A 20158-nucleotide genomic window follows, 5' to 3' on the forward strand; every position below is an offset into this window, starting at 1 on the left:
GGGTCACGAAACTGAACATAAAATAATCAACCTTTTATTGTCTCAACGAAAGTTTGTTATGCTGCTTTTTTGGCTTCTTTACAAAACAAATGAAACTTAACGAGGATAAGTTGGCACCAAACTTCAATAACAATGCGGCCTGCAGACACAAGCGAATCATGCTGGCTTGCGATGGGCAAAAAGGTAAATTTTGCTAAAGCGTTATAGGTTAATAACTCTTTATTATTAGGTCGGGCGACTTTTTAGTTTCTATAGGAATATTATTTTCTTATTTAAACTAACGGCAGTGAGCCTTTTCACCCAAATAGAGGATAAGAAAAGCCTATAGATTTAAATTCGCATTATTCATTATTGAATGAATACCCCTTTATAGGCTCGAACGCCGTTAGCAATAATTCTCATCCGTCGCTTGACTCTGGAGTTGACTCCAGGGTGTAGAGTCAGCTGAGCAAACCCGTTTAACAGCCCGAAGGGGGACGTTATGCACAATCAGCAAAATCATAATCATCAGGAACATCACCACGCCGAAGGCGGATGCGGCTGCAACCACAGCCACAGCAAAACTCAGCATGGCTGCAGCAGCGAGCCGAAAAACGCCGCCGCACAGGCCGAACACGCCCACCACCATCACGATCATGGCGATAGCAGCTGCTGCACCGCCGCGCCCGACGATCCGGACGAGGAAAGCGACAGGCAGGCCGCCGTCCCCCCTTCCGGTAGCCAACGTTTCAGCTGGAAAGTCACCGGCATGGACTGCCCCAGCTGTGCCAAGAAAATCGAAAATGCCGTCACCGCACTTCCCGGCGTCGACAGCGCGCGCGTGCTGTTTGCGACCGAGAAACTGGTGGTCGACGCGCAGTCCGACATCAGCCTGCGGATCCAGGACGCGGTTGCCCAGGCCGGCTTTACCCTGCTCGGCACTCAGACCGCCAAAGCCGCCGCGCCAAAAACCTCACGCTTCGGCGAATTCGCACCGCTGCTGCTGTTGACCACCCTGATGGTCGTCAGCTGGGTGCTGGATCGGGTTAACCCGGAGCTGGGCCGCATCGCCTTTATCGCCACCACGCTGGTCGGATTGGCACCGGTCGCCGCCAAGGCGCTGCGTCTGATTCGTTCCGGCACGCCGTTCGCCATTGAAACGCTGATGAGCGTGGCGGCCATCGGCGCGCTGTTCATCGGCGCCACCGCCGAAGCGGCGATGGTGCTGCTGCTGTTTATGGTTGGTGAACTGCTGGAATCCTATGCCGCCAACCGCGCGCGGCGCGGCGTGACGGCGCTGATGGAGCTGGTGCCGGAAGATGCGCTGCTGCTGCAAGGCGCGGAGCGCAAACGCGTGCCGGTCGCCAGCCTGCGTCCGGGCGATGTGATTGAAATCGCACCCGGCGGGCGCCTGCCGGCCGACGCCGAGCTGCTCAATCCGTTCGCCAGCTTCGACGAAAGCGCCCTGACCGGCGAATCGGTGCCGGTCGAGCGCCAACAGGGTGAGAAAGTGGCCGCCGGCAGTCTGTCCGTCGATCAGGCGGCACAGATGAAGGTGATCTCCGAGCCCGGCAAAAACGCCATCGACCGCATTCTGCAGCTGATTGAAGAGGCCGAAGAGCGCCGCGCGCCGATCGAACGCTTTCTCGATCGGTTCAGCCGTTATTACACCCCGGCCATTATGCTGCTGGCCGTCGCGGTGATCCTGGTGCCGCCGCTGCTGTTCTCACAGCCGTGGGATACCTGGATCTATCGCGGCCTGACGCTGCTGCTGATCGGCTGTCCATGCGCGCTGGTGATCTCGACCCCGGCGGCCATTACCTCCGGACTCGCGGCCGCCACGCGACGCGGCGCGCTGATTAAAGGCGGTGCGGCGCTGGAGCAACTGGGCCAGATACAAACTATCGCCTTCGATAAAACCGGCACCTTGACCGAAGGCAAGCCGACGGTGACCGACGTGCTGCCCATCGGCGCGCTGACCGAACAACGGCTGCTGCAGCTTGCCGCAGCGGTAGAGGCCGGATCACATCACCCGCTGGCGCAAGCGATCATCAACCGTGCTGCCGAAAACGGGGCTGAGATGCCGCTGGCACAGGCGCGCCGCGCGCTGGCCGGCGTCGGCGTGGAAGGGATCGTAGATGCCAAGACCGTGCTGATCAGCGCGCCGGGCAAGTTGACACCGGGCCTGCTCGACGCCCAATGGCAGAGTCAGGTGGATAAGTTGGAAAACGCCGGTAAAACGGCAGTGGTGGTGCTGGAAGACGGCGTGCCCGTCGGCTTGCTGGCGCTGCGCGATACGCTGCGCAGCGATGCCAAACAGGCGATAGCCGAACTGAACGCGCTGGGTATTCGCGGCGTGATGCTGACCGGGGACAACCCGCGCGCCGCCGCGGCGATTGCCGGCGAGCTGGGCCTCGACTATCGTGCCGGTCTGTTGCCGGAAGATAAGGTCAGCGCGGTCACCGAACTGAGCGAACTGCGCCCGACGGCGATGATCGGCGACGGCATCAACGACGCCCCGGCGATGAAAGCCTCCAGCATCGGCATCGCCATGGGCAGCGGCACCGACGTGGCATTGGAAACCGCCGACGCCGCCCTGACCCACAACCGGCTGGTGGGCGTCGCGGAGATGATCCGCATCTCGCGCGCCACCCACGCCAATATCCGGCAAAACATCACCATCGCGCTGGGGTTGAAAGGGGTCTTCCTGATCACCAGCCTGCTGGGGTTAACCGGGCTGTGGCTGGCGGTGCTGGCCGACTCCGGCGCCACCGCGCTGGTCACTGCCAACGCGCTGCGGCTGTTGAGAAAGCGCAGCTAAGTTCGGAAACAAACACGGGCGCGGCATACCGCGCCCGTTGTCATTTCGGGAAAGGGACTTTTCTTTCATCGACACGACCGTGCCGCCGTTATACGCCTTTACGCAACAAATAACGGTATGGCGCCTGCTCGGTCTCCTGCGCCACCAGCGTGTGTTCCATAAAGCGGCAGAACCCCGGGATATCGCGGGTGGTGGCCGGATCGTCGGCGATAATCAGCAGCGTTTCGCCGTTGTCCATATGGCGCACGGTTTTACGCACCATCATCACCGGTTCCGGGCAACGCAGGCCCAGCGCGTCGAGCGTCTGGTCTGCCTGGGCAAATAAGTCAGTCATGCAATTTTTCTCGTTCAAAAACGATCGGCGAACGCTCGCCGCATCTCATTAGCGCCTAGTTTACGCCGGTAGTTTTTCTGCGCAAGATGCGTTAACGTTTGCGTTAAATTTAACCATTGCATTGGTTGCGCAAACGCGTATCATGCCGCCGCGCAGCGTTTTTTGCTGTTTTAACAAGACACACTGGGTTCCCTCACCCCACTGCTAAAAAGGCTACAACATGTATTCGTTTACCGCACAGCAGCGCTTCACCGCGTTGGTCTGGCTTTCGCTGTTTCATATCGCCATCATTACCTCCAGCAACTACCTGGTACAGCTGCCGATCACCGTTTTCGGCTTCCATACCACCTGGGGCGCCTTTACCTTCCCGTTTATCTTCCTGGCGACCGATCTGACCGTGCGCATCTTCGGCGCGCCGCTGGCGCGACGGATTATCCTGGCGGTGATGGTGCCGGCGCTGTTCATCTCTTATGTGATCTCCACCGTCACCTATCAGGGAGAATGGCAGGGCTTCGCGGCGCTGAGCAGTTTTAACCTGTTCGTGGCGCGCATCGCCGTGGCCAGCTTTATGGCCTATGTGCTCGGCCAGATCCTCGACGTACATGTGTTCAACCGCCTGCGCCAACGCAGCGCCTGGTGGGTGGCGCCCGCGGCGGCGATGTTCCTCGGCAACATCAGCGATACGCTGGCGTTCTTCTTCATCGCCTTCTATAAGAGCAGCGATCCCTTCATGGCCAACAACTGGGTGGAGATCGCGCTGGTGGATTACAGCTTCAAGGTGATGATCTGCCTGCTGTTCTTCTTGCCGATGTACGGCGTGTTGCTGAACATGCTGCTCAAACGCATCGCGGCGCGCAGCGGCAGCCTGCAGCTGAGCTGAGTCATGCTATTCTGGGCGGCCTTATCCTTGGAGGCCGCTCATGACCCCAATCGTCCGCACCGCCACGCTCGAAGAAATCCACCGCCTTTATCAACGCATCCCCGAATTCGGCGGCCTGCATAGCCTGGCCGATCTGCAGCAGCGTATCGGCACCGCCCCCGCCAGCCTGTTGATTGCCGAGATAGACGGGCAGCCGGCCGGTTTCAAACTCGGTTATCAACGGCAGGAAACGGTGTTTTACAGCTGGCTGGGTGGCGTGCTGCCGGCATTCCGTCGCCACGGCGTGGCGCAGGTCTTGTTGGCCGAACAGGAACGCTGGGCGCGGGCGCAGGGCTATCGCCAACTGACGGTCAAAACCCGTAACCGGTTCCGCGCCATGCTGACGATGCTGCTCACCCACCACTATCAGATTGTTCAGCTGGAAAAGAAAGGCGAAGTGGCTGATTATCGGCTATTACTGGAAAAAAACTTGTGACAACATCTGCCTTGCATTTCAACCTGGAATAGGTTGCGATACGACAGTGAATCCCTACCGGAAAGGAAGAAGGAAGCCCGATGCGTAAAGTAGCGAAATTGATGGGTATCAGCCTGCTGGCGCTTGGCCTCGCGGCCTGCGACGGCAACACCAAAGACACCAAGGCAGCGCCAGACGGCGCGGCGGCCAGCGCGCCGGCCGGGCAGCAGGTGAGCCTGCTGGACGGTAAACTGGCGTTCACCCTGCCGGTCGGCATGGCGGATCAGAGCGGCAAGCTGGGCAACCAGGCTAACAACATGCATGTTTACGCAGACAGCACCGGCCAGCGCGCGGTGATCGTGATCCTGGGCGACAAGACCGCCGACAGCCTGGAGACCCTGGCCAAGCGCCTGGAGAATACCCAGCGCGCGCGTGACGCCAACCTGCAGGTGATCACCAACAAGGCGCTCGACGTCAACGGCGTGCCGCTGCGTCAGTTGGACAGTATCATCACCAGCGGCGGCGAAAAAGCCTATTCCTCCGTTCTGATCGGCTCGCTGAACAACAACATGCTGACCATTCAGGTGACGCTGCCGGCGGACAATCAGCAGCAGGCGCAGACCGAAGCCGAAGGCATCATCTCCACCCTGAAGCTGAAGCAGTAATCCCACAGGGGCCGGCTTGCCGGCCCTTTCGTTTTTACGCCAGTGCCTGCGCCAGCAGGGTGATCGGATGTTCACAGCGCTTGCTGGTGGACATTTCTATCTGCCATTTGCAGGTCTCGCAGTCGGTCACCACCAGATCCACCCCGCTCTCTTCGATCTGCCGGAACAGCGGCGCGCCGATGCCTTGCGAAGTGGCATAGTTCTCCGATTTGAACCCGTAGGTGCCGGCGATGCCGCAGCACTGCGAATCCAGCACCACCAGCTCCAGCCCCGGTATCTGCCGCAGCAGCTCCAGGGTGTAGGCGGTCCAGCCCATCTTCTCCATATGGCAAGGCGTGTGATAAGCCACCCGCAGCGGCGTGTGCTTCAACGGCAGGCTACGCCCCTGATTGATCAGGCGATAGAGATAGCGCGTCGCCAGCTCCACCCGATCGCGCACCGGGGTGGTGTCCACGTCCAGCAGATGAGGGTATTCGTCGCGCAGGGTGAAGGTGCAGCTCGATGAGGTTGCCACCACCGGGATGCCGCGCTCCAGCACCGTTTCATGCAGCGATTCAGCGTTGACCCTGGCCTGCTTTTTGGCCTGCTCGATAAACCCGTTGGCGATCAGCGGCACGCCGCAGCATTTCTCGCGTTTCAGCAGCTGCACGCCGATATCCAGCGCGTTGAACACCCGGATCAAATCTTTACCCAATTGTGGGTGGTTGTAGTTGACAAAGCAGCCGTGGAAAAACGCCACCTGCTCGGCGTAACGCTGCTGAGCCTGCGCCTGTTGCCGGTACCAGCGGCGGAAGGTGCCGAACGAGTATTTCGGCAGTTCGCGGCGGTGATCGATATTCAGCGCCTTGTCCAGCAGCTTGCGCACCGGTTTCAGCCCGGTAGCGGCGTTGACGATCGGCGCAAACGGCGTCGACAGCGAGCCCATGATATCGGTGTGGCTGAGGATGGCATCGCGCAACGTCGGCTTGCTTTGGGCGAAGTCGGCGCGGGCGCGCTGAATGATGTCGCCGATTTTGACGTCGGACGGGCAGGCCACTTCACAACGCTTGCAGTTGGTGCAGTATTTCAGCGCTTCGTCGTACAGCGCCGGGTCTTTCAGCCGCAGCCGCTCGCCGTCCGGCCCCGCCTGTTTCGGCCCCGGATAGAGCGGGTTCACTTTGGCGACCGGGCAGTAGGTGGTACAGACGGTACATTTGATGCAGCTTTCAAAGCTGTGATCCTGATGCAGGCTCATACGCACTCCTCCGCGGCGATCTGCTGCGCGACGTGCAGCGCACCGATCAATGACACGCCGGCGCCGCAGCCCTGCTGCAGCGGATCGTAGCCGCCGGCGACCGCGCCGATGACATACAGATTGTCGAACGGCATTCCCTGCTTCATCGCCCGCAGCCTGCCGTCGGTGCGCACGCCAAACTGCAGATAAGGCTGCGGTGCAAACAGCTCGCGCTGGCTCCAGTCGGCGCGATCGGCGCGGCTGTGCACGTCCAGCCCGAAGATCGGCTCGCGTACCCCGTCGAAATCGGCCACCAGCCCATTGCTGAAGAAGCTGCCGCTGGCCAGCACCACCTGCTGCGCCCGCAGCGGAATATCGCCGTGGTTGCGGGTATATAGGCCGGTGACGCGGCCGGCTTCGCACTCGGCGCGCAGCACGCTGTCGCCAGGCATGAAAACGCCGTCCAGCTGTTGAAAACGCCGCCGCAGCGCCTGATGCAAACGCATGCCGGGCACCGAAGGCGGCAGCGTCGGCAGCAGCCGGATCGGTTTGCCGACCGCATCCTGCAGCACCGCCAGCGACGTATCGTCCTCCAGGCCCAGACAGGCCGGCAGGAAGAGCGCGTCGGCCTCGCCCGCCAGCCGCCGCAGCTCCTCGGCCATCGGCGGCAGGCTTTCCATCAAATCCAGTACCCGGGCGATGTTCACCGCGCGGAACTCGCTGGGGTTATTGCGCAATCTGTCCAGCGCCGGCATGTGCAGATAGGCCACGTCCGTCTGCACACCGAGCTCCCGGCTCAGAGAGTCGGCGGCCATCTGCGGCTGGAAGTCGAGGAACCCCTCAATGCCGATCACCGCGATGCGCCGCCACGGCAGTTGGCCGGTCAGCGGCAGCGTCGGGATCGCCTGCGGGCTGAGCCAGGTGGCGCGGCGCGTGCCCAGCGGCGTGATGCGCAGATGGTTATTGGTGCCCTTGCCCTGCAGGTTCAACCCGCAGCGCGCCAGCAGCCGCTGGGCGGCGGCGGACAGCGCCGCCACCCGGCCGGGCCCGATCAGGGCATACGGATGCTGCGGCGCCTGCCGCGCCAGCTGCGGCAACGCCGCCAGCGGCATCTCGACCGGCGTGCCGTCCGGCAATCTCGCCAACAGGTCGAGCGAGCCGGAGGAGAAGTAGAGCGCGCTCTGGCCGGAACTGACCACCGCGCAGCGTTTGCCCTGTTCGGCCACGGCAATGGCGCAGCTCAGGCCCGCCAGGCCACCGCCAATCACCACTACGTCAAATCGCATCATCCACCTCCTGCTCCTTGTCGGCCTGGGCCTCAAGCCCGCATAACCCCTGGTAAACCCAACTGGTAAATTCGCTCTCGCGCAACGCATCGCCCCAGGCGATCGGCCGTACGCCTTTCCACCGTTCGTTGAGGAACTGCGACAGCTGCGCGATAGATTGCTGCGGCGTGCTGACGTTAAAGCGCGTCAGCAGCCCGGCGGCGCGGCAGGCGCAGAGTTCGCCTTGGCAGGTACCCATGCCGACGCGGGTGCGGCGGCGCAGATCCACCAGGTTATTGACGGTCAGCGAATTGACCGCATAGCGCACTTCCCCGGCGGTCACCGCCTCGCATTCGCACACCAGGCTGGTGTCGAGCCGATCGGCCGCCGGCACCTGGCTGGCGCGATCGCCGTGGCGGTAAATTGCTGAGCCGCGAATACTGGCGGGCAGTGAAACCACGCTGCGCACCGTTTCCTCCGCCGACTGGCGAGATCCCGGCAACGCGTCCTGCGCGGTGGTGCACGGACGGTTTACGCCAAGCTTTTCGCACACCTTGTCGGTGGCCCACTCCGCCATCAGGCGGTAGGTCATCAGCTTGCCGCCGGTGATGGTGATAAACCCTTCCAGCCCGTCGCGGGCGGCGTGATCGAGCAGCACGATGCCGCGGCTGACGTTGCGCCCGCTGGGATCGTCATCGCTGGCTACCAGCGGCCGCACCCCGGCATAGGCACGCAAAATGCGGGTCTGCGCCAGGGTGGGCGCCAACAGCGCCCCCTCGCGGATCAGAATGTCCACCTCCTGCGGGGTCACCAGCATGTTGTCAATTTGGTCGTAGTCGATATGGGTCGAGGTGGTGCCGATCAGCGAGATGGTGTCGCCCGGCACCAGGATGTCGGCGTCCGCCGGTTTGCGGCAGCGGTTGATCACCATGTTGTTGATGCGATGGCCGAGGATCAGCAGCGCCCCCTTGGCCGGGAACATGCGGATGCGCAAATCGGCGTATTCGGCGATCTGCTGGCCCCAGATGCCGGCGGCGTTGACCACCACCGACGCGTGCAGCTCATAGCGCCGCTGATTCTGATGGTCGTAAACGCGCACGCCCGTTACCCGATCGCCGCTGCGCAACAATCCCACCACCTGGTGGTAGGTCAGGATCTGTGCGCCGTGTTCGCGCGCGTCCAACATGTTGGCGGCGGTCAGCCGGAAAGGATCGACGGTGCCGTCCGGTACGCGCACCGCGCCGATCAACGCCGGGTTAGCCGCCGGCTCCAGCCGCAGCGCCAGCTGCGGGTCGATCGCTTCGGCGTCGATGTCAGCCTGGCGACAGGCGGCGATAAACTGTTGCTGATAGTCCAGCGAGTCCTGCGGCAGGGTGATGAACAGCCCATCGGTGCGCTCGATACAGTGATGAGCGATACGTTTCAGGATGCGGTTCTCTTCGATGCACTCGCGCGCCGACTCGCCGTCGGTCACCGCATAGCGCGCGCCGCTGTGCAGTAAACCGTGGTTGCGGCCGGTGGCGCCGGTGGCGATGTCGTGGCGCTCCAGCAAGATGCAGCGCAGGCCGCGCCGCGCACAGTCGCGGGCAATGCCTGCGCCGGTGGCGCCGCCGCCGATGATGATCACATCCGTTTCGCCGCCGTCAAAATAGCTGCTCATGTCGCTCCCTCAGGATCGGTAGTTATGAGCCTATTGAGCCACGGTTATTGGGGTCTTTGTTTGATAAGGAACAATAACGAACATAAAACGAAATAAAAATGACCACAAAAAACCATCAATGTGATCATAATCACGATTTTTGGACGTTTTTCTATTTCATAACGTTAACGAATCGCTCAAAATCCGCCGTGGTTTCATGAAAGTGTAACAATTGCGCCATTCGTCACAGCGACACCAGGCGTATTTGATGACAATGGCGCTCGTTATGGAACACAAAAACACCACATTCGATATCCGCTCAATCATCAAATGAACGTAAAAGGTCATATTGATGTGATAACAGATAAAGCCATCGGAGGCGCTCATGTTGAGTATTTTTAAGCCAGCCGCACACATCGCCCGTGTGCCGAGCGATAAGGTAGATCCGCTCTACCGTAAGCTGCGCTGGCAAATTTTCCTGGGGATCTTCTTCGGTTACGCCGCCTACTATCTGGTGCGTAAGAACTTCACCCTGGCCATGCCTTACCTGATCGAACAAGGCTTCAGCCGCGGCGACCTCGGCTTCGCGCTGTCGGGCATCTCTATCGCCTACGGCTTCTCCAAATTCATCATGGGTTCGGTCTCTGACCGTTCCAACCCGCGGGTGTTCCTGCCTGCCGGCCTGATCCTGGCGGCGGCGGTGATGTTGTTCATGGGCTTCGTACCGTGGGCAACTTCCAGCATCGCGGTGATGTTCGTTCTGCTGTTCCTGTGCGGCTGGTTCCAGGGCATGGGTTGGCCGCCGTGCGGCCGCACCATGGTGCACTGGTGGTCGCAGAAAGAACGCGGCGGCATCGTCTCCATCTGGAACTGCGCCCACAACGTGGGTGGCGGCCTGCCGCCGCTGCTGTTCCTGCTGGGCATGGCCTGGTTCAACGACTGGCACGCGGCGCTGTACATGCCGGCCTTCGGCGCCATCCTGGTGGCCCTGATCGCCTTCGCCCTGATGCGCGATACCCCGCAATCCTGCGGCCTGCCGCCGATTGAAGAGTACAAAAACGACTACCCGGACGACTACAGCGAAAAAGACGAAGAAGAGCTGACCGCCAAGCAGATCTTCATGCAGTACATCCTGCCGAACAAGCTGCTGTGGTACATCGCGGTCGCCAACGTGTTCGTCTACCTGCTGCGTTACGGCATTCTGGACTGGTCGCCGACCTACCTGAAAGAAGTGAAGCACTTCGCGCTGGACAAGTCTTCCTGGGCCTACTTCCTGTATGAATACGCCGGTATCCCGGGCACCCTGCTGTGCGGCTGGATGTCAGACAAAGTGTTCAAAGGCAACCGCGGCGCCACCGGCGTGTTCTTCATGACGCTGGTGACCATCGCCACCGTGGTGTTCTGGATGAACCCGGCCGGTAACCCGACCGTGGACATGATCTGTATGCTGGTCATCGGCTTCCTGATCTACGGCCCGGTGATGCTGATCGGCCTGCACGCGCTGGAGCTGGCGCCGAAGAAAGCCGCCGGCACCGCCGCGGGCTTCACCGGCCTGTTCGGCTACCTGGGCGGCTCGGTTGCGGCCAGCGCCATCGTCGGTTACACCGTGGACTTCTTCGGTTGGGACGGCGGCTTCATGGTGATGATCGGCGGCGGCGTGCTGGCGGTTATCCTGCTGCTGCTGACCATGCTGAACGAAAAGAAACACCACGCGGAAATCGCCGCCAAGCGCGGTTAAGCGTCACACGACTTTTGCATGATTTAAAGGCCGCCCTGCGGCCTTTTTACTACCCTGCCCCCAACAACACGGAGAAAATGGAATGCGGACTCAAGTCAAAGCCCTGCTGACAGGGATCATTCTCGCCACCTCAATGGTCAGCGCCGCACAGGCGGCGGACAAAGTGGTGATCGCCCACCGCGGCGCCAGCGGCTACCTGCCGGAACACACCCTGCCGGCGAAAGCGATGGCCTACGCGCAGGGCGCCGATTACCTCGAGCAAGATCTGGTGATGACCAAGGACAACGAGCTGGTGGTGCTGCACGACCATTACCTCGATCGCGTCACCGACGTCGCCGAACGCTTCCCGGACCGTGCGCGTAAAGACGGCCGTTATTACGCCATCGACTTTACGCTGGCAGAGATCAAATCGCTGAAGTTCACCGAAGGCTTTGAAATCGAAAACGGCAAGAAGGTACAGGGTTATCCTGGCCGCTTCCCGATGGGAAAATCCGACTTCCGCGTGCACACCTTCCAGGAAGAGATCGAGTTCGTGCAGGGTCTGAACCATTCGACCGGCAAAAACATCGGCATCTACCCTGAAATCAAGGCGCCGTGGTTCCACAAACAGGAAGGCAAAGACATCTCCAGCAAAGTGCTGGCGGTGCTCAAGCAGTACGGTTACACCGGCAAGAACGACAACGTCTACCTGCAGTGCTTCGACGCCAACGAGCTCAAACGCATCAAGAATGAGCTGGAGCCGAAGCTGGGCATGGATCTGAAGCTGGTGCAGCTGATCGCCTATAACGACTGGCAGGAAACCTACGAGCAGAAAGCCGACGGCAAGTGGGTGGAGTACGACTACGACTGGATGTTCAAACCGGGCGCGATGAAGAAAATCGCTCAGTATGCCGACGGCATCGGGCCGGACTACCACATGCTGGTGGTCGCGGATCAATCCAAGCCGGGCCACATCGTGCTGACCGACATGGTGAAAGAAGCGCACGCCAGCAAGCTGGCGGTGCATCCGTTTACCATCCGCGCCGATGCGCTGCCGAAGTACGTGACCGACGTGAACCAGCTGTATGACGTGATTTACAACCAGGCCGGCGTCGACGGTGTGTTCACCGACTTCCCGGACAAGGGCGTGCAGTTCCTGCAGAAGCAGGGCCAGCACAAGTAATGCCAAGGGCGCCGCAAGGCGCCCTTGGATTGCTGACAAAGGAGGAAAAAACGTGGTTTTTCCTCCTTTGTGGTCATCAGCCGAAAATCAATAAATTGATTTTCCTTATTTTTTAGATATTGCCTTCTGTCAGCTCGGCAACGTCATCCGGTTTACCATTTACTTTAAGGGCGCCGCAAGGCGCCCTTGTTATTTCAGAGGAACATCTTGCGCAGGTAGTGCGGCACCGCGTTATCGACATTGGAGCCGATCACTTCCAGCTCCGGCAGCATATCCTTCAGGCGCTGATGCGCATCACGCATGATGCAGCCCTTGCCGGCCATCGACAGCATCTCCAGATCGTTCATGCCGTCGCCGAAGGCGATGCACTCTTGCAGCGTATAGCCGATGATCTTGGCCACTTCTTCCAGTGCATGCCCTTTCGACACGCCGCCCGCCATCACTTCCAGACAGGTCGGGAACGAGAAGCTGACGTTGACCCGATCGCCCCAGCGCGCGTTGATTGCGTCTTCCACCTGCAGCAACCGCTCATGATCTTCACAGGTAAAGTAAACCTTGCAGACGCCGTCGGTTTCCAGCAGGCCCGGCTCGAACAGCTGGTATTTGAACACCGACTCCTGGAAGAACTCTTCCTGCTCCGGGCTTTCACGGTTGATGAACCAGTCATCGTTACGGTAGACGTTGGTGGTGATCTCCGGATCGTCGTGCAGCATGCCGTACAGATCGCGGGCGATATCCCCGTCCAGGTTGTGGCTGAAGATCAACTCGCCGGCGGTGTTGTGCACCCGCGCGCCGTTGGAGGTGATCATAAAGGCGCTGATCTCCAGGCTGTCGCGGATCTGCGCCACGTCGATATGGTGGCGGCCGGTAGCGAACACGAAATGCACGCCGCGCTGGGTCAGCAGCTTCAGCGTCTCTTTGGCGTACGGCGACAGGGTATGGTCGGGAGACAGCAGCGTGCCATCTAAATCGGAAGCGACGACGTGATACATAGCGTTATGTTCTAACCTCTGATGGAGTTGTCGGCGGCAGCGCGCCGCCTAAGTGTTGAGCAAAGAAGCGCAGGATTGCGTTCAGTGCTTCGGCGCGCATCGCGTCCCGCTCGAACAGGATCTCATGGCGTGCGCCGTTGATAACCAGCGGGAGCCCCCCTTCGCAAGGGCGCCCCGCGTCTGACAGAGCCTGACAAAAAGCCTGGTGCGAACGGTTGTCGACCACCCGTTCCTCACCGGCTTGCAAAAGCAACAGCGGCGTTGTTATCTCCCCGGCCTGAGCGATAATCTGCCGGCCGGCGCGGATGCTCTCTCGCACCCAATGGTAGGTCGGCCCGCCCACCTGCAGCTCGGGGTAATCGGCGTAATAGCGCAGGCTGCGCCGGTAGCGTTCACGGCTGTGGGTCAACACGTTGACCACATAGGGCAACGGCCGCCACTGGCCGGTGCCCACCGCGTAGTAGTCGCGGATCGCCGGGCGGGTCTCCACCCAGTCGAGAATGCGGTCGGCCAGCCAGCCCGGCATCGGCAACTGGATGCCGAACATCGGCGCGCAAAACGCCGCCGCGTCGAACGCCTGCGGCCGCCGCTGCAGGAACTGCGCCAGGATCGCGCCGCCCATCGAATGCGCCAGCGCGACGCGCTGCCGATAGCCGCGCGATTCGACCTCACGCTGCCAAAGCTGCTCGAAATCGTCCACGTAGTCGACAAAGTTTACCACATGACCGCGGTGCGTATCCGCCAGTAAACGCCCGGAGCGCCCCTGCCCGCGATGATCGACGATCACCACGTCGTAGCCACTGTGGAACAGGTCGTAGGCCACCTCAGGGTATTTCACGTAGCTTTCGATGCGGCCGGGGCTGACCACCACCACCCGCTGATGCCGTGCGGAGCGAAAACGCACAAAACGGATCGGCACGCCGCCCACGCCGCTGAACTCGCCTTCTTCCCGTAGCCGCCAGAAGTCCAGCAGCGGCCCGGTGGCGAAGGCAGCGAACTGCGTTTCACGCGTTAACCAGTCATCGGAGCTGAGAGTGAACGAGGTCATCGAGAGCGTTTTCCCTGTGGGGCCGGCGGAAAAATGTGACCGCTGGCACAAGAAATCATACTAGCGTATTGTGATTCAATTCTTACAAAAAACGGCGCCGCCTCGGCGCATTGTGGCACAAAACGACACTTTCAGGGAGCCGAGAACCATGACCTTGGACTGGTGGTTAACCTACCTGCTGACCACGCTTATCCTCAGCCTGTCCCCTGGCTCAGGCGCCATCAACACCATGAGCACCGGCATCAGCCACGGCTATCGCGGCGCCGCCGCGTCGATCGCCGGGCTGCAGGTCGGGTTGAGCGCGCACATCGTACTGGTGGGCATCGGCCTCGGCGCGCTGATTTCTCAATCGCTGCTGGCGTTCGAGCTGCTGAAATGGCTGGGCGCCGCCTACCTGGTGTGGCTCGGCATCCAGCAATGGCGCGCCGCCGGGGCGCTGGATCTGCATGCGCTGGCGGGCAGCATGCCGCGCCGCCGTCTGTTCCGACGCGCGGTGCTGGTCAACCTGACCAACCCGAAAAGCATCGTGTTCCTCGCCGCGCTGTTCCCGCAGTTCATCTTGCCCAATCAGCCGCAGGCCGAGCAGTATCTGGTGCTCGGCGTCACCACCGTGGTGGTGGATATTCTGGTGATGATCGGTTACGCCACCCTGGCGACGCGCATCGCCGGCTGGCTGAGAACGCCGCGCCAGATGCAGCTGCTTAACCGAGTGTTCGGTTCGCTGTTCATTCTGGTGGCGGGGCTGCTGGCGACCGCCCGCAAAGCCTGACAAAAAAGGCCAGGCATCGCTGCTCGGCCTTTGGCATTTCACTGCGGTTAGCGGGTAAAGATCAGGTGTAACCCGAAGCCGGTAAACAGCACGCCCGCCACGCCGTCTATCCACTTGGCCAACCGCTGATAGCCGCGGCGCATCGCCGGCAGCGCAAACACCACCGCCACCAGGCTGAACCAGACGAAGGTCTCGGCGACGATCAGCAAGAACAGCCCCCAGCGCGCTCCGGCGCCGACGCTGTCGCCGACGAACAGCGAGAACACGCTGCCGAAATAGATCACCGCTTTCGGGTTGGACAGATTGGTCAGGAAGCCGCGAATAAAGCTGCGCCCGGCCTTCGGCAACGCTACCTGGGCCTCCGCCGCCGGCTGCGCTTGTTGCGCCCGCGCGGAACGCAGCAGCTGCCACCCCATCCAGCACAGGTAAATGCCGCCGCCGACCATGATGATCTGATGCAACCAGGCCATCTTCTGCAGGATCAGATGCAGCCCCATCAACGCCACGCCGGCCCATACCACGATGCCGAGCGAAATGCCGACCACGCCCATCATCGCCTCACGGCGCGAGCGGCTGGCGGCGGTTTGCGACACAAAAAAGAAGTCCGGCCCCGGGCTCATCAGCGCAATCAGATGCACCAGCGCCACGGTGAGAAACAGCATCAGCATGATTTATCGCCCTCAGTCTTCGTCATTGTCGAGATGGTCGCGGATCATCGCCATAAAGGGCGCGCCGAAACGCTCCAGTTTGCGCTGGCCGACGCCGTTGACGCTCAGCAGATCGCCGGCCTTGATCGGCATCTGCTCGGCCATTTCCAGCAGCGTGGCGTCGTTGAACACCACGTAAGGCGGAATGTTTTCTTCGTCGGCGATCGATTTGCGCAGTTTGCGCAGCTTGGCGAACAGCTTGCGATCGTAATTGCCGCCGTAGGATTTCTGGTTGGCGCTGCTGCGCGACTTCAGGCTCTGAATACGCGGCACCGCCAGCTGCAGCGCCACCTCGCCGCGCAACACCGGACGCGCCGCCTCGGTCAGTTGCAGCGCCGAGTGCATGGCGATGTTCTGGGTGATAAAGCCCAGGTGGATCAGCTGACGCAGCACGCTGGTCCAGTGTTCGGTGGTTTGATCGCGGCCGATGCCGTACACCGGCAGCTTGTCGTGGCCGTATTCGCGAATGCGTTGGTTGTTGGAGCCGCGCAACACTTCCACGATGTACCCGAGGCCAAAGCGCTGGCCGACGCGGTACACGCAGGACAGCGCCTTGCGCGCGTCCTCCAGCCCGTCGTAGCGCTTGGGCGGATCGAGGCAGATGTCGCAGTTGCCGCAGTTCTCGTGCTTGCCTTCGCCGAAGTAGTTGAGCAGCACCAGGCGGCGGCAGGTTTGCGCCTCGGCGAACGCGCCCATGGCGTTCAGCTTGTGGCGTTCGATATCCAGCTGCTGTCCGGCGGGTTTTTCCTCCAGGCAGCGGCGCAGCCAGGCCATGTCGGCCGGATCGTACAGCAGGATGGCTTCGGCCGGCAGGCCGTCGCGCCCGGCGCGCCCGGTCTCCTGATAATAGGATTCGATATTGCGCGGGATGTCGAAATGCACCACGAAGCGCACGTTGGGTTTATTGATGCCCATGCCGAAGGCGACGGTAGCCACCACCACCTGCAAATCGTCACGCTGGAACGCTTCCTGCACCTGCGCGCGGCGATCGTTGTCCAGCCCGGCGTGGTAGGCGCCGACGCTCAGCCCGCGGCTTTGCAGACGCGCGGCGGTGTCTTCCACCTTGGCGCGGCTGTTGCAATAGATAATGCCGCTCTTGCCGCGCTGATCCTGCACGAAGCGCCACAGCTGATCGAGCGGCTTGAACTTTTCCACCAGCGTGTAGCGGATGTTCGGCCGGTCGAAGCTGCTGACCTGCACCAGCGGATCCTGCAGCGACAGCAGGCGCACGATATCGCCGCGGGTGGACTCGTCGGCGGTAGCGGTCAGCGCGATCACCGGCATCGACGGGAAGCGCTGTTTCAGCTGACCCAGCGCGCGATATTCCGGCCGGAAGTCATGGCCCCACTGCGAAATACAGTGCGCCTCATCCACCGCCAGCATCGCCGGCGGACAGTGATCGAGCAGGCTGAGGAAGCTTTCCATCATCAGCCGCTCCGGCGCGATGTACAGCATCTTGATGGTGCCGTTGCGGCAGCCGGCCATAACGTCCAGCTGCTCCTCGCGGGTTTGCGTCGAGTTGTAGCAGGCGGCGGAAACGCCGTAGGCCAACAGTTGGTCGACCTGGTCCTTCATCAGCGAGATCAACGGGGAAACGACCAGCGTCAGGCCGTCCATCACCAGCGCCGGGATTTGGTAACACAGCGACTTGCCGCCGCCGGTCGGCATCACCACCAGGCAATCCTGCCCGCCGATCGCGGCGTTGATAATCGTTTGTTGGCCCGGACGGAATTGCTGGTAGCCAAAGGTATCGCGCAATACCTGCTCGGCCAGCAACTCTCTGTTAATCACTGCTGCGGTTGACACACACTTCCCCATTTTTTCATCGGTACATACCCACCGGGTATGATTACATAATATCGTTCAGCATGACACCAACGCCCACCCGTGTCTGCCGGAAGTTGTAGTCGATCAGCGATTCGCCGTAGCCGCTGAACACCTGGGTATAGAAACGCACGTTGCGGGTGATCGGATAGCTCCAGCCCAGCTCCGCGCCGCCGTAGCCGCTGTTCCAGTTATAGTGGCTGTCGACGCTGAACACGCTGTCGCCCCAGGCGTAACCGACCTTCAACCGGTAGTATCCCATGTATTTGGTGATGTCCGGGTTGTCGTCGTAGCTCGAGCTTTCCGAGAAGCGGAACCAGGGCTTGAGATCCACCTGCCAGTTGCCGTTTTGCGCCATCAGCCGCGCATAGCCGCGATTCCAGCTGCGCGACGTCGGATCCGAGCGGCCGTTAGACTGATGGTTAACGCCGATTTCAACATCGCGCAGCGTCCAACCGGCAAAACGGTAATCGGTCGCCCACCCCACGAACAGCTGCGGCTCATAGTTGGTTTCGCGGAACGGTGAAGACTCACCGCGGTTGGACAATTGCCACCAGGAGCGCTGAGTATAAGACGCGCCGAGCACCGAGTTGTCGCCGGCAATGCCTCGCCACAGCGGAAACGCCAGGCTAAGTTGGTATTTCACCTCGTCCTTGCGCGCCTTGTCGGCCCAGTTGTACGTCTTGATGGCTTCTTTGTTGATATCGCTGGTGTCGGTGTACAGCAGGTAATTGGGATCGTAAGGATACAGGGTGAACGGATTATCGTGCTCCTGCAGCAGGTTGGCGATAATGCTGCCCCGCACCGCCGGCTTATCGTGAATCTGCTGCTCTTTGGCTTCCTCAGCCAATGCCAGCGCCGGCATCAGCAGCGTGGCGGAAACGATCCCTGACAAAATGCGCATAACCTCTCCTCACTCCAACGAAAAAGGGCAAGCCCGGAAAAAATCAGGCCATTTTACACACAAAGGGCGTTTTACCGCAGCGCAGGCCGGTTTTATTGGAATAGTCTGGAAAGCAACAAAGGTTAAGCATAAAATCAACATTCCATTAACCTGGACTGACCAGTTAGCTCCCTTAAAACGCAAAAGAAAAACGGAAACCCGCTATGTCGACCACACCATTGACCCTGGAAACCGCCCGCCGCAAGATCGGCGAAATCTTTGTCTACCACATGCCGTTCAACCGCGAGCTTGGCCTGGAGCTGCGCCGCTTCGACGATGACTACGTCGAGCTGAGCTTCACCAATCAGCGCAAGCTGGTGGGCAACGCCGCACAGGAAATTCTGCACGGCGGCGTGATCGCCGCGGTGCTTGACGTCGCCGCCGGATTGGCCTGCGCCGGCGGCGTGCTGACGCGCCTGGAGCCGCTGATCGAAGAAGAGATCGCCGCCAAGCTGTCGCGCATGGGCACCATCGACCTGCGCGTCGACTACCTGCGCCCCGGCCGCGGCGAGCACTTCGTCGCCTCCGCCAGCGTGCTGCGCAGCGGCAACAAGGTCGCCGTCGCGCGCGTAGAGCTGCATAACCACGACGGCCTGCATATCGCGACGGCCACCGCCACCTATCTGGTCGGCTGATGATTGTGCGCGGTGAGCGTCTTCAGTACACTCACCGCATCTTACGTTCCCCACCCGAGTGACGTCATGGACGCAAAGCAAACGCGTCAGGGCATTTTCTTTGCCCTGGCCGCCTATTTTATGTGGGGCATCGCCCCGGCCTATTTCAAACTGATTCAGCAAGTACCCGCCAATGAGATCCTTACCCACCGGATCATCTGGTCGTTTTTCTTCATGCTGGCGCTGATCTCGCTGGGCCGCAGCTGGCCGAAAGTGCGGGCCGCCTGTCAAAATCGCAAACGGCTGCTGCTGGCGGTCACCGCGCTGTTGATCGGCGGCAACTGGCTGCTGTTCATCTGGGCGGTGAACAACCACCATATGCTGGAAGCCAGCCTGGGCTACTTCATCAACCCGCTGGTTAACGTGCTGTTGGGAATGCTGTTTCTCGGCGAGCGCTTCCGCCGCATGCAGTGGGTGGCGGTGGCGCTGGCGTTCACCGGGGTGCTTGTGCAACTCTGGCAGTTCGGCTCGTTGCCGATCATCGGTCTGGGGCTAGCGTTCAGCTTCGCCTTCTACGGCCTGCTGCGCAAGAAAATCGCCATCGACGCCCAGACCGGCATGCTGATTGAGACGCTGTGGCTGCTGCCGGTGGCGGCGGCCTATCTGTTCCTGTTCGCCGACAGCCCCACCAGCCACCTGAGCGCCAACCCGTGGTCGCTGAACCTGCTGCTGGTCGCCGCCGGCATCGTCACCACCGTGCCGCTGCTGTGCTTCACCGCGGCGGCCACCCGGCTGCGCCTGTCGACGCTCGGTTTCTTCCAGTATCTCGGCCCGACGCTGATGTTCCTGCTGGCGGTCACCTTCTACGGCGAAACCGTCGGCCAGGACAAACTGGTGACCTTCGGCTTTATCTGGGCGGCGCTGATCCTGTTCACCCTCGACGCGCTCTATACCCAACGCAAGCTGCGCTGAGCCCGGCGCCGCCGGGTTACAGCCAGTTCTTGCGCTTGAAGTACAGGTAAGGGGCCAGGCCGGCCAGGATCATCAAGGTGATAGCACCCGGGTAGCCGAACGACCATTTCAGCTCCGGCATGAATTCGAAGTTCATGCC

At 61.2% G+C, this 20158-nt stretch carries 19 protein-coding genes; 9 read left to right on the forward strand and 10 right to left on the reverse strand.

Features of this window, described 5'->3' with window-relative positions:
- Nucleotides 1-481 precede the first annotated feature (481 nt).
- Entirely contained in the window at nt 482-2800 is a 2319-nt protein-coding gene (locus tag FUU19_RS00270; protein WP_230489486.1) for a zinc/cadmium/mercury/lead-transporting ATPase, read from the forward strand.
- Nucleotides 2801-2888: 88 nt separating this feature from the next.
- Here the strand turns inward: FUU19_RS00270 and tusA are convergent, their stop codons facing one another.
- Nucleotides 2889-3134: a sulfurtransferase TusA gene (gene tusA, locus FUU19_RS00275; protein ID WP_025304890.1), complete on the reverse strand. Its 246-nt coding sequence runs from the start codon at nt 3132-3134 to the stop codon at nt 2889-2891.
- Between the two features lie 220 nt (nt 3135-3354).
- Between tusA and FUU19_RS00280 the strand changes: the two genes are divergently transcribed.
- From FUU19_RS00280 to FUU19_RS00290, 3 genes are all read left to right on the forward strand, one after another.
- Entirely contained in the window at nt 3355-4014 is a 660-nt protein-coding gene (locus FUU19_RS00280; RefSeq protein ID WP_141971668.1) for a 7-cyano-7-deazaguanine/7-aminomethyl-7-deazaguanine transporter, read from the forward strand.
- Between the two features lie 40 nt (nt 4015-4054).
- On the forward strand, nt 4055-4489 hold the full coding sequence (locus FUU19_RS00285) for a GNAT family N-acetyltransferase (RefSeq protein WP_141971670.1): 435 nt from the start codon (nt 4055-4057) through the stop codon (nt 4487-4489).
- An 80-nt stretch (nt 4490-4569) separates the two neighbouring features.
- Complete coding sequence (locus tag FUU19_RS00290; protein WP_025304887.1) at nt 4570-5133, forward strand: DcrB family lipoprotein; 564 nt, start codon at nt 4570-4572, stop codon at nt 5131-5133.
- A 34-nt stretch (nt 5134-5167) separates the two neighbouring features.
- Here the strand turns inward: FUU19_RS00290 and glpC are convergent, their stop codons facing one another.
- Genes glpC through glpA form a run of 3 tightly spaced genes read right to left on the reverse strand, consistent with a single transcriptional unit; the run spans nt 5168 to nt 9271 of the window.
- The gene (gene glpC, locus FUU19_RS00295; RefSeq protein ID WP_230489487.1) at nt 5168-6367 is read right to left on the reverse strand and encodes an anaerobic glycerol-3-phosphate dehydrogenase subunit GlpC; all 1200 of its coding nucleotides are present in this window, start codon (nt 6365-6367) and stop codon (nt 5168-5170) included.
- The gene (glpB, locus tag FUU19_RS00300; protein WP_230489488.1) at nt 6364-7632 is read right to left on the reverse strand and encodes a glycerol-3-phosphate dehydrogenase subunit GlpB; all 1269 of its coding nucleotides are present in this window, start codon (nt 7630-7632) and stop codon (nt 6364-6366) included. Before glpB ends, glpC begins: the two co-directional genes overlap by 4 nt.
- A complete protein-coding gene (gene glpA, locus FUU19_RS00305; protein WP_230489489.1) occupies nt 7622-9271 on the reverse strand; it encodes an anaerobic glycerol-3-phosphate dehydrogenase subunit A in 1650 nt (549 codons plus the stop codon). Before glpA ends, glpB begins: the two co-directional genes overlap by 11 nt.
- Nucleotides 9272-9635: 364 nt before the next feature.
- On the opposite strand from glpA, the gene glpT reads away from it, so the two are divergent.
- Together glpT and glpQ are read left to right on the forward strand one after the other, a co-directional pair.
- Nucleotides 9636-10988: a glycerol-3-phosphate transporter gene (gene glpT / locus FUU19_RS00310; RefSeq protein ID WP_043142209.1), complete on the forward strand. Its 1353-nt coding sequence runs from the start codon at nt 9636-9638 to the stop codon at nt 10986-10988.
- 82 nt (nt 10989-11070) lie between these two features.
- Nucleotides 11071-12150 carry a glycerophosphodiester phosphodiesterase gene (gene glpQ / locus FUU19_RS00315; RefSeq protein ID WP_015376272.1) on the forward strand — a complete coding sequence of 360 codons (1080 nt, stop codon included), beginning with the start codon at nt 11071-11073 and terminating at the stop codon, nt 12148-12150.
- 194 nt (nt 12151-12344) lie between these two features.
- Here the strand turns inward: glpQ and yigL are convergent, their stop codons facing one another.
- Both yigL and pldB read right to left on the reverse strand, forming a co-directional pair.
- The gene (gene yigL, locus FUU19_RS00320) at nt 12345-13142 is read right to left on the reverse strand and encodes a sugar/pyridoxal phosphate phosphatase YigL (RefSeq protein WP_019452532.1); all 798 of its coding nucleotides are present in this window, start codon (nt 13140-13142) and stop codon (nt 12345-12347) included.
- Nucleotides 13143-13146: 4 nt separating this feature from the next.
- Entirely contained in the window at nt 13147-14190 is a 1044-nt protein-coding gene (gene pldB, locus FUU19_RS00325; protein ID WP_141971676.1) for a lysophospholipase L2, read from the reverse strand.
- Nucleotides 14191-14338: 148 nt separating this feature from the next.
- On the opposite strand from pldB, the gene rhtB reads away from it, so the two are divergent.
- Nucleotides 14339-14959, forward strand: coding sequence for a homoserine/homoserine lactone efflux protein (gene rhtB, locus FUU19_RS00330; protein WP_025304879.1), 621 nt, complete (start codon nt 14339-14341; stop codon nt 14957-14959).
- 47 nt (nt 14960-15006) lie between these two features.
- Here rhtB and rhtC read toward each other — a convergent pair whose 3' ends face one another.
- From rhtC to pldA, 3 genes are read right to left on the reverse strand one after another with little or no spacing between them, the layout of a single operon-like run.
- Entirely contained in the window at nt 15007-15627 is a 621-nt protein-coding gene (gene rhtC / locus FUU19_RS00335; RefSeq protein ID WP_016929486.1) for a threonine export protein RhtC, read from the reverse strand.
- Nucleotides 15628-15639: 12 nt separating this feature from the next.
- A complete protein-coding gene (recQ, locus tag FUU19_RS00340) occupies nt 15640-17472 on the reverse strand; it encodes an ATP-dependent DNA helicase RecQ (RefSeq protein WP_060424201.1) in 1833 nt (610 codons plus the stop codon).
- 43 nt (nt 17473-17515) lie between these two features.
- Entirely contained in the window at nt 17516-18394 is an 879-nt protein-coding gene (gene pldA / locus FUU19_RS00345; RefSeq protein ID WP_230489490.1) for a phospholipase A, read from the reverse strand.
- Between the two features lie 203 nt (nt 18395-18597).
- Here pldA and FUU19_RS00350 point away from each other — a divergent pair, with 203 nt between their 5' ends.
- Together FUU19_RS00350 and rarD are read left to right on the forward strand one after the other, a co-directional pair.
- Nucleotides 18598-19068, forward strand: coding sequence for a thioesterase family protein (locus FUU19_RS00350; RefSeq protein WP_141971678.1), 471 nt, complete (start codon nt 18598-18600; stop codon nt 19066-19068).
- Nucleotides 19069-19134: 66 nt separating this feature from the next.
- On the forward strand, nt 19135-20019 hold the full coding sequence (gene rarD, locus FUU19_RS00355) for an EamA family transporter RarD (RefSeq protein ID WP_230507051.1): 885 nt from the start codon (nt 19135-19137) through the stop codon (nt 20017-20019).
- A gap of 16 nt (nt 20020-20035) precedes the next feature.
- Here rarD and FUU19_RS00360 read toward each other — a convergent pair.
- Nucleotides 20036-20158: CorA family divalent cation transporter (locus FUU19_RS00360; RefSeq protein ID WP_304622303.1), on the reverse strand; the 123-nt coding region annotated here is incomplete at its 5' end.

This window comes from Serratia montpellierensis (assembly GCF_020858655.1).
In the GTDB taxonomy this organism is placed as follows: Bacteria; Pseudomonadota; Gammaproteobacteria; order Enterobacterales; family Enterobacteriaceae; genus Serratia; species Serratia montpellierensis.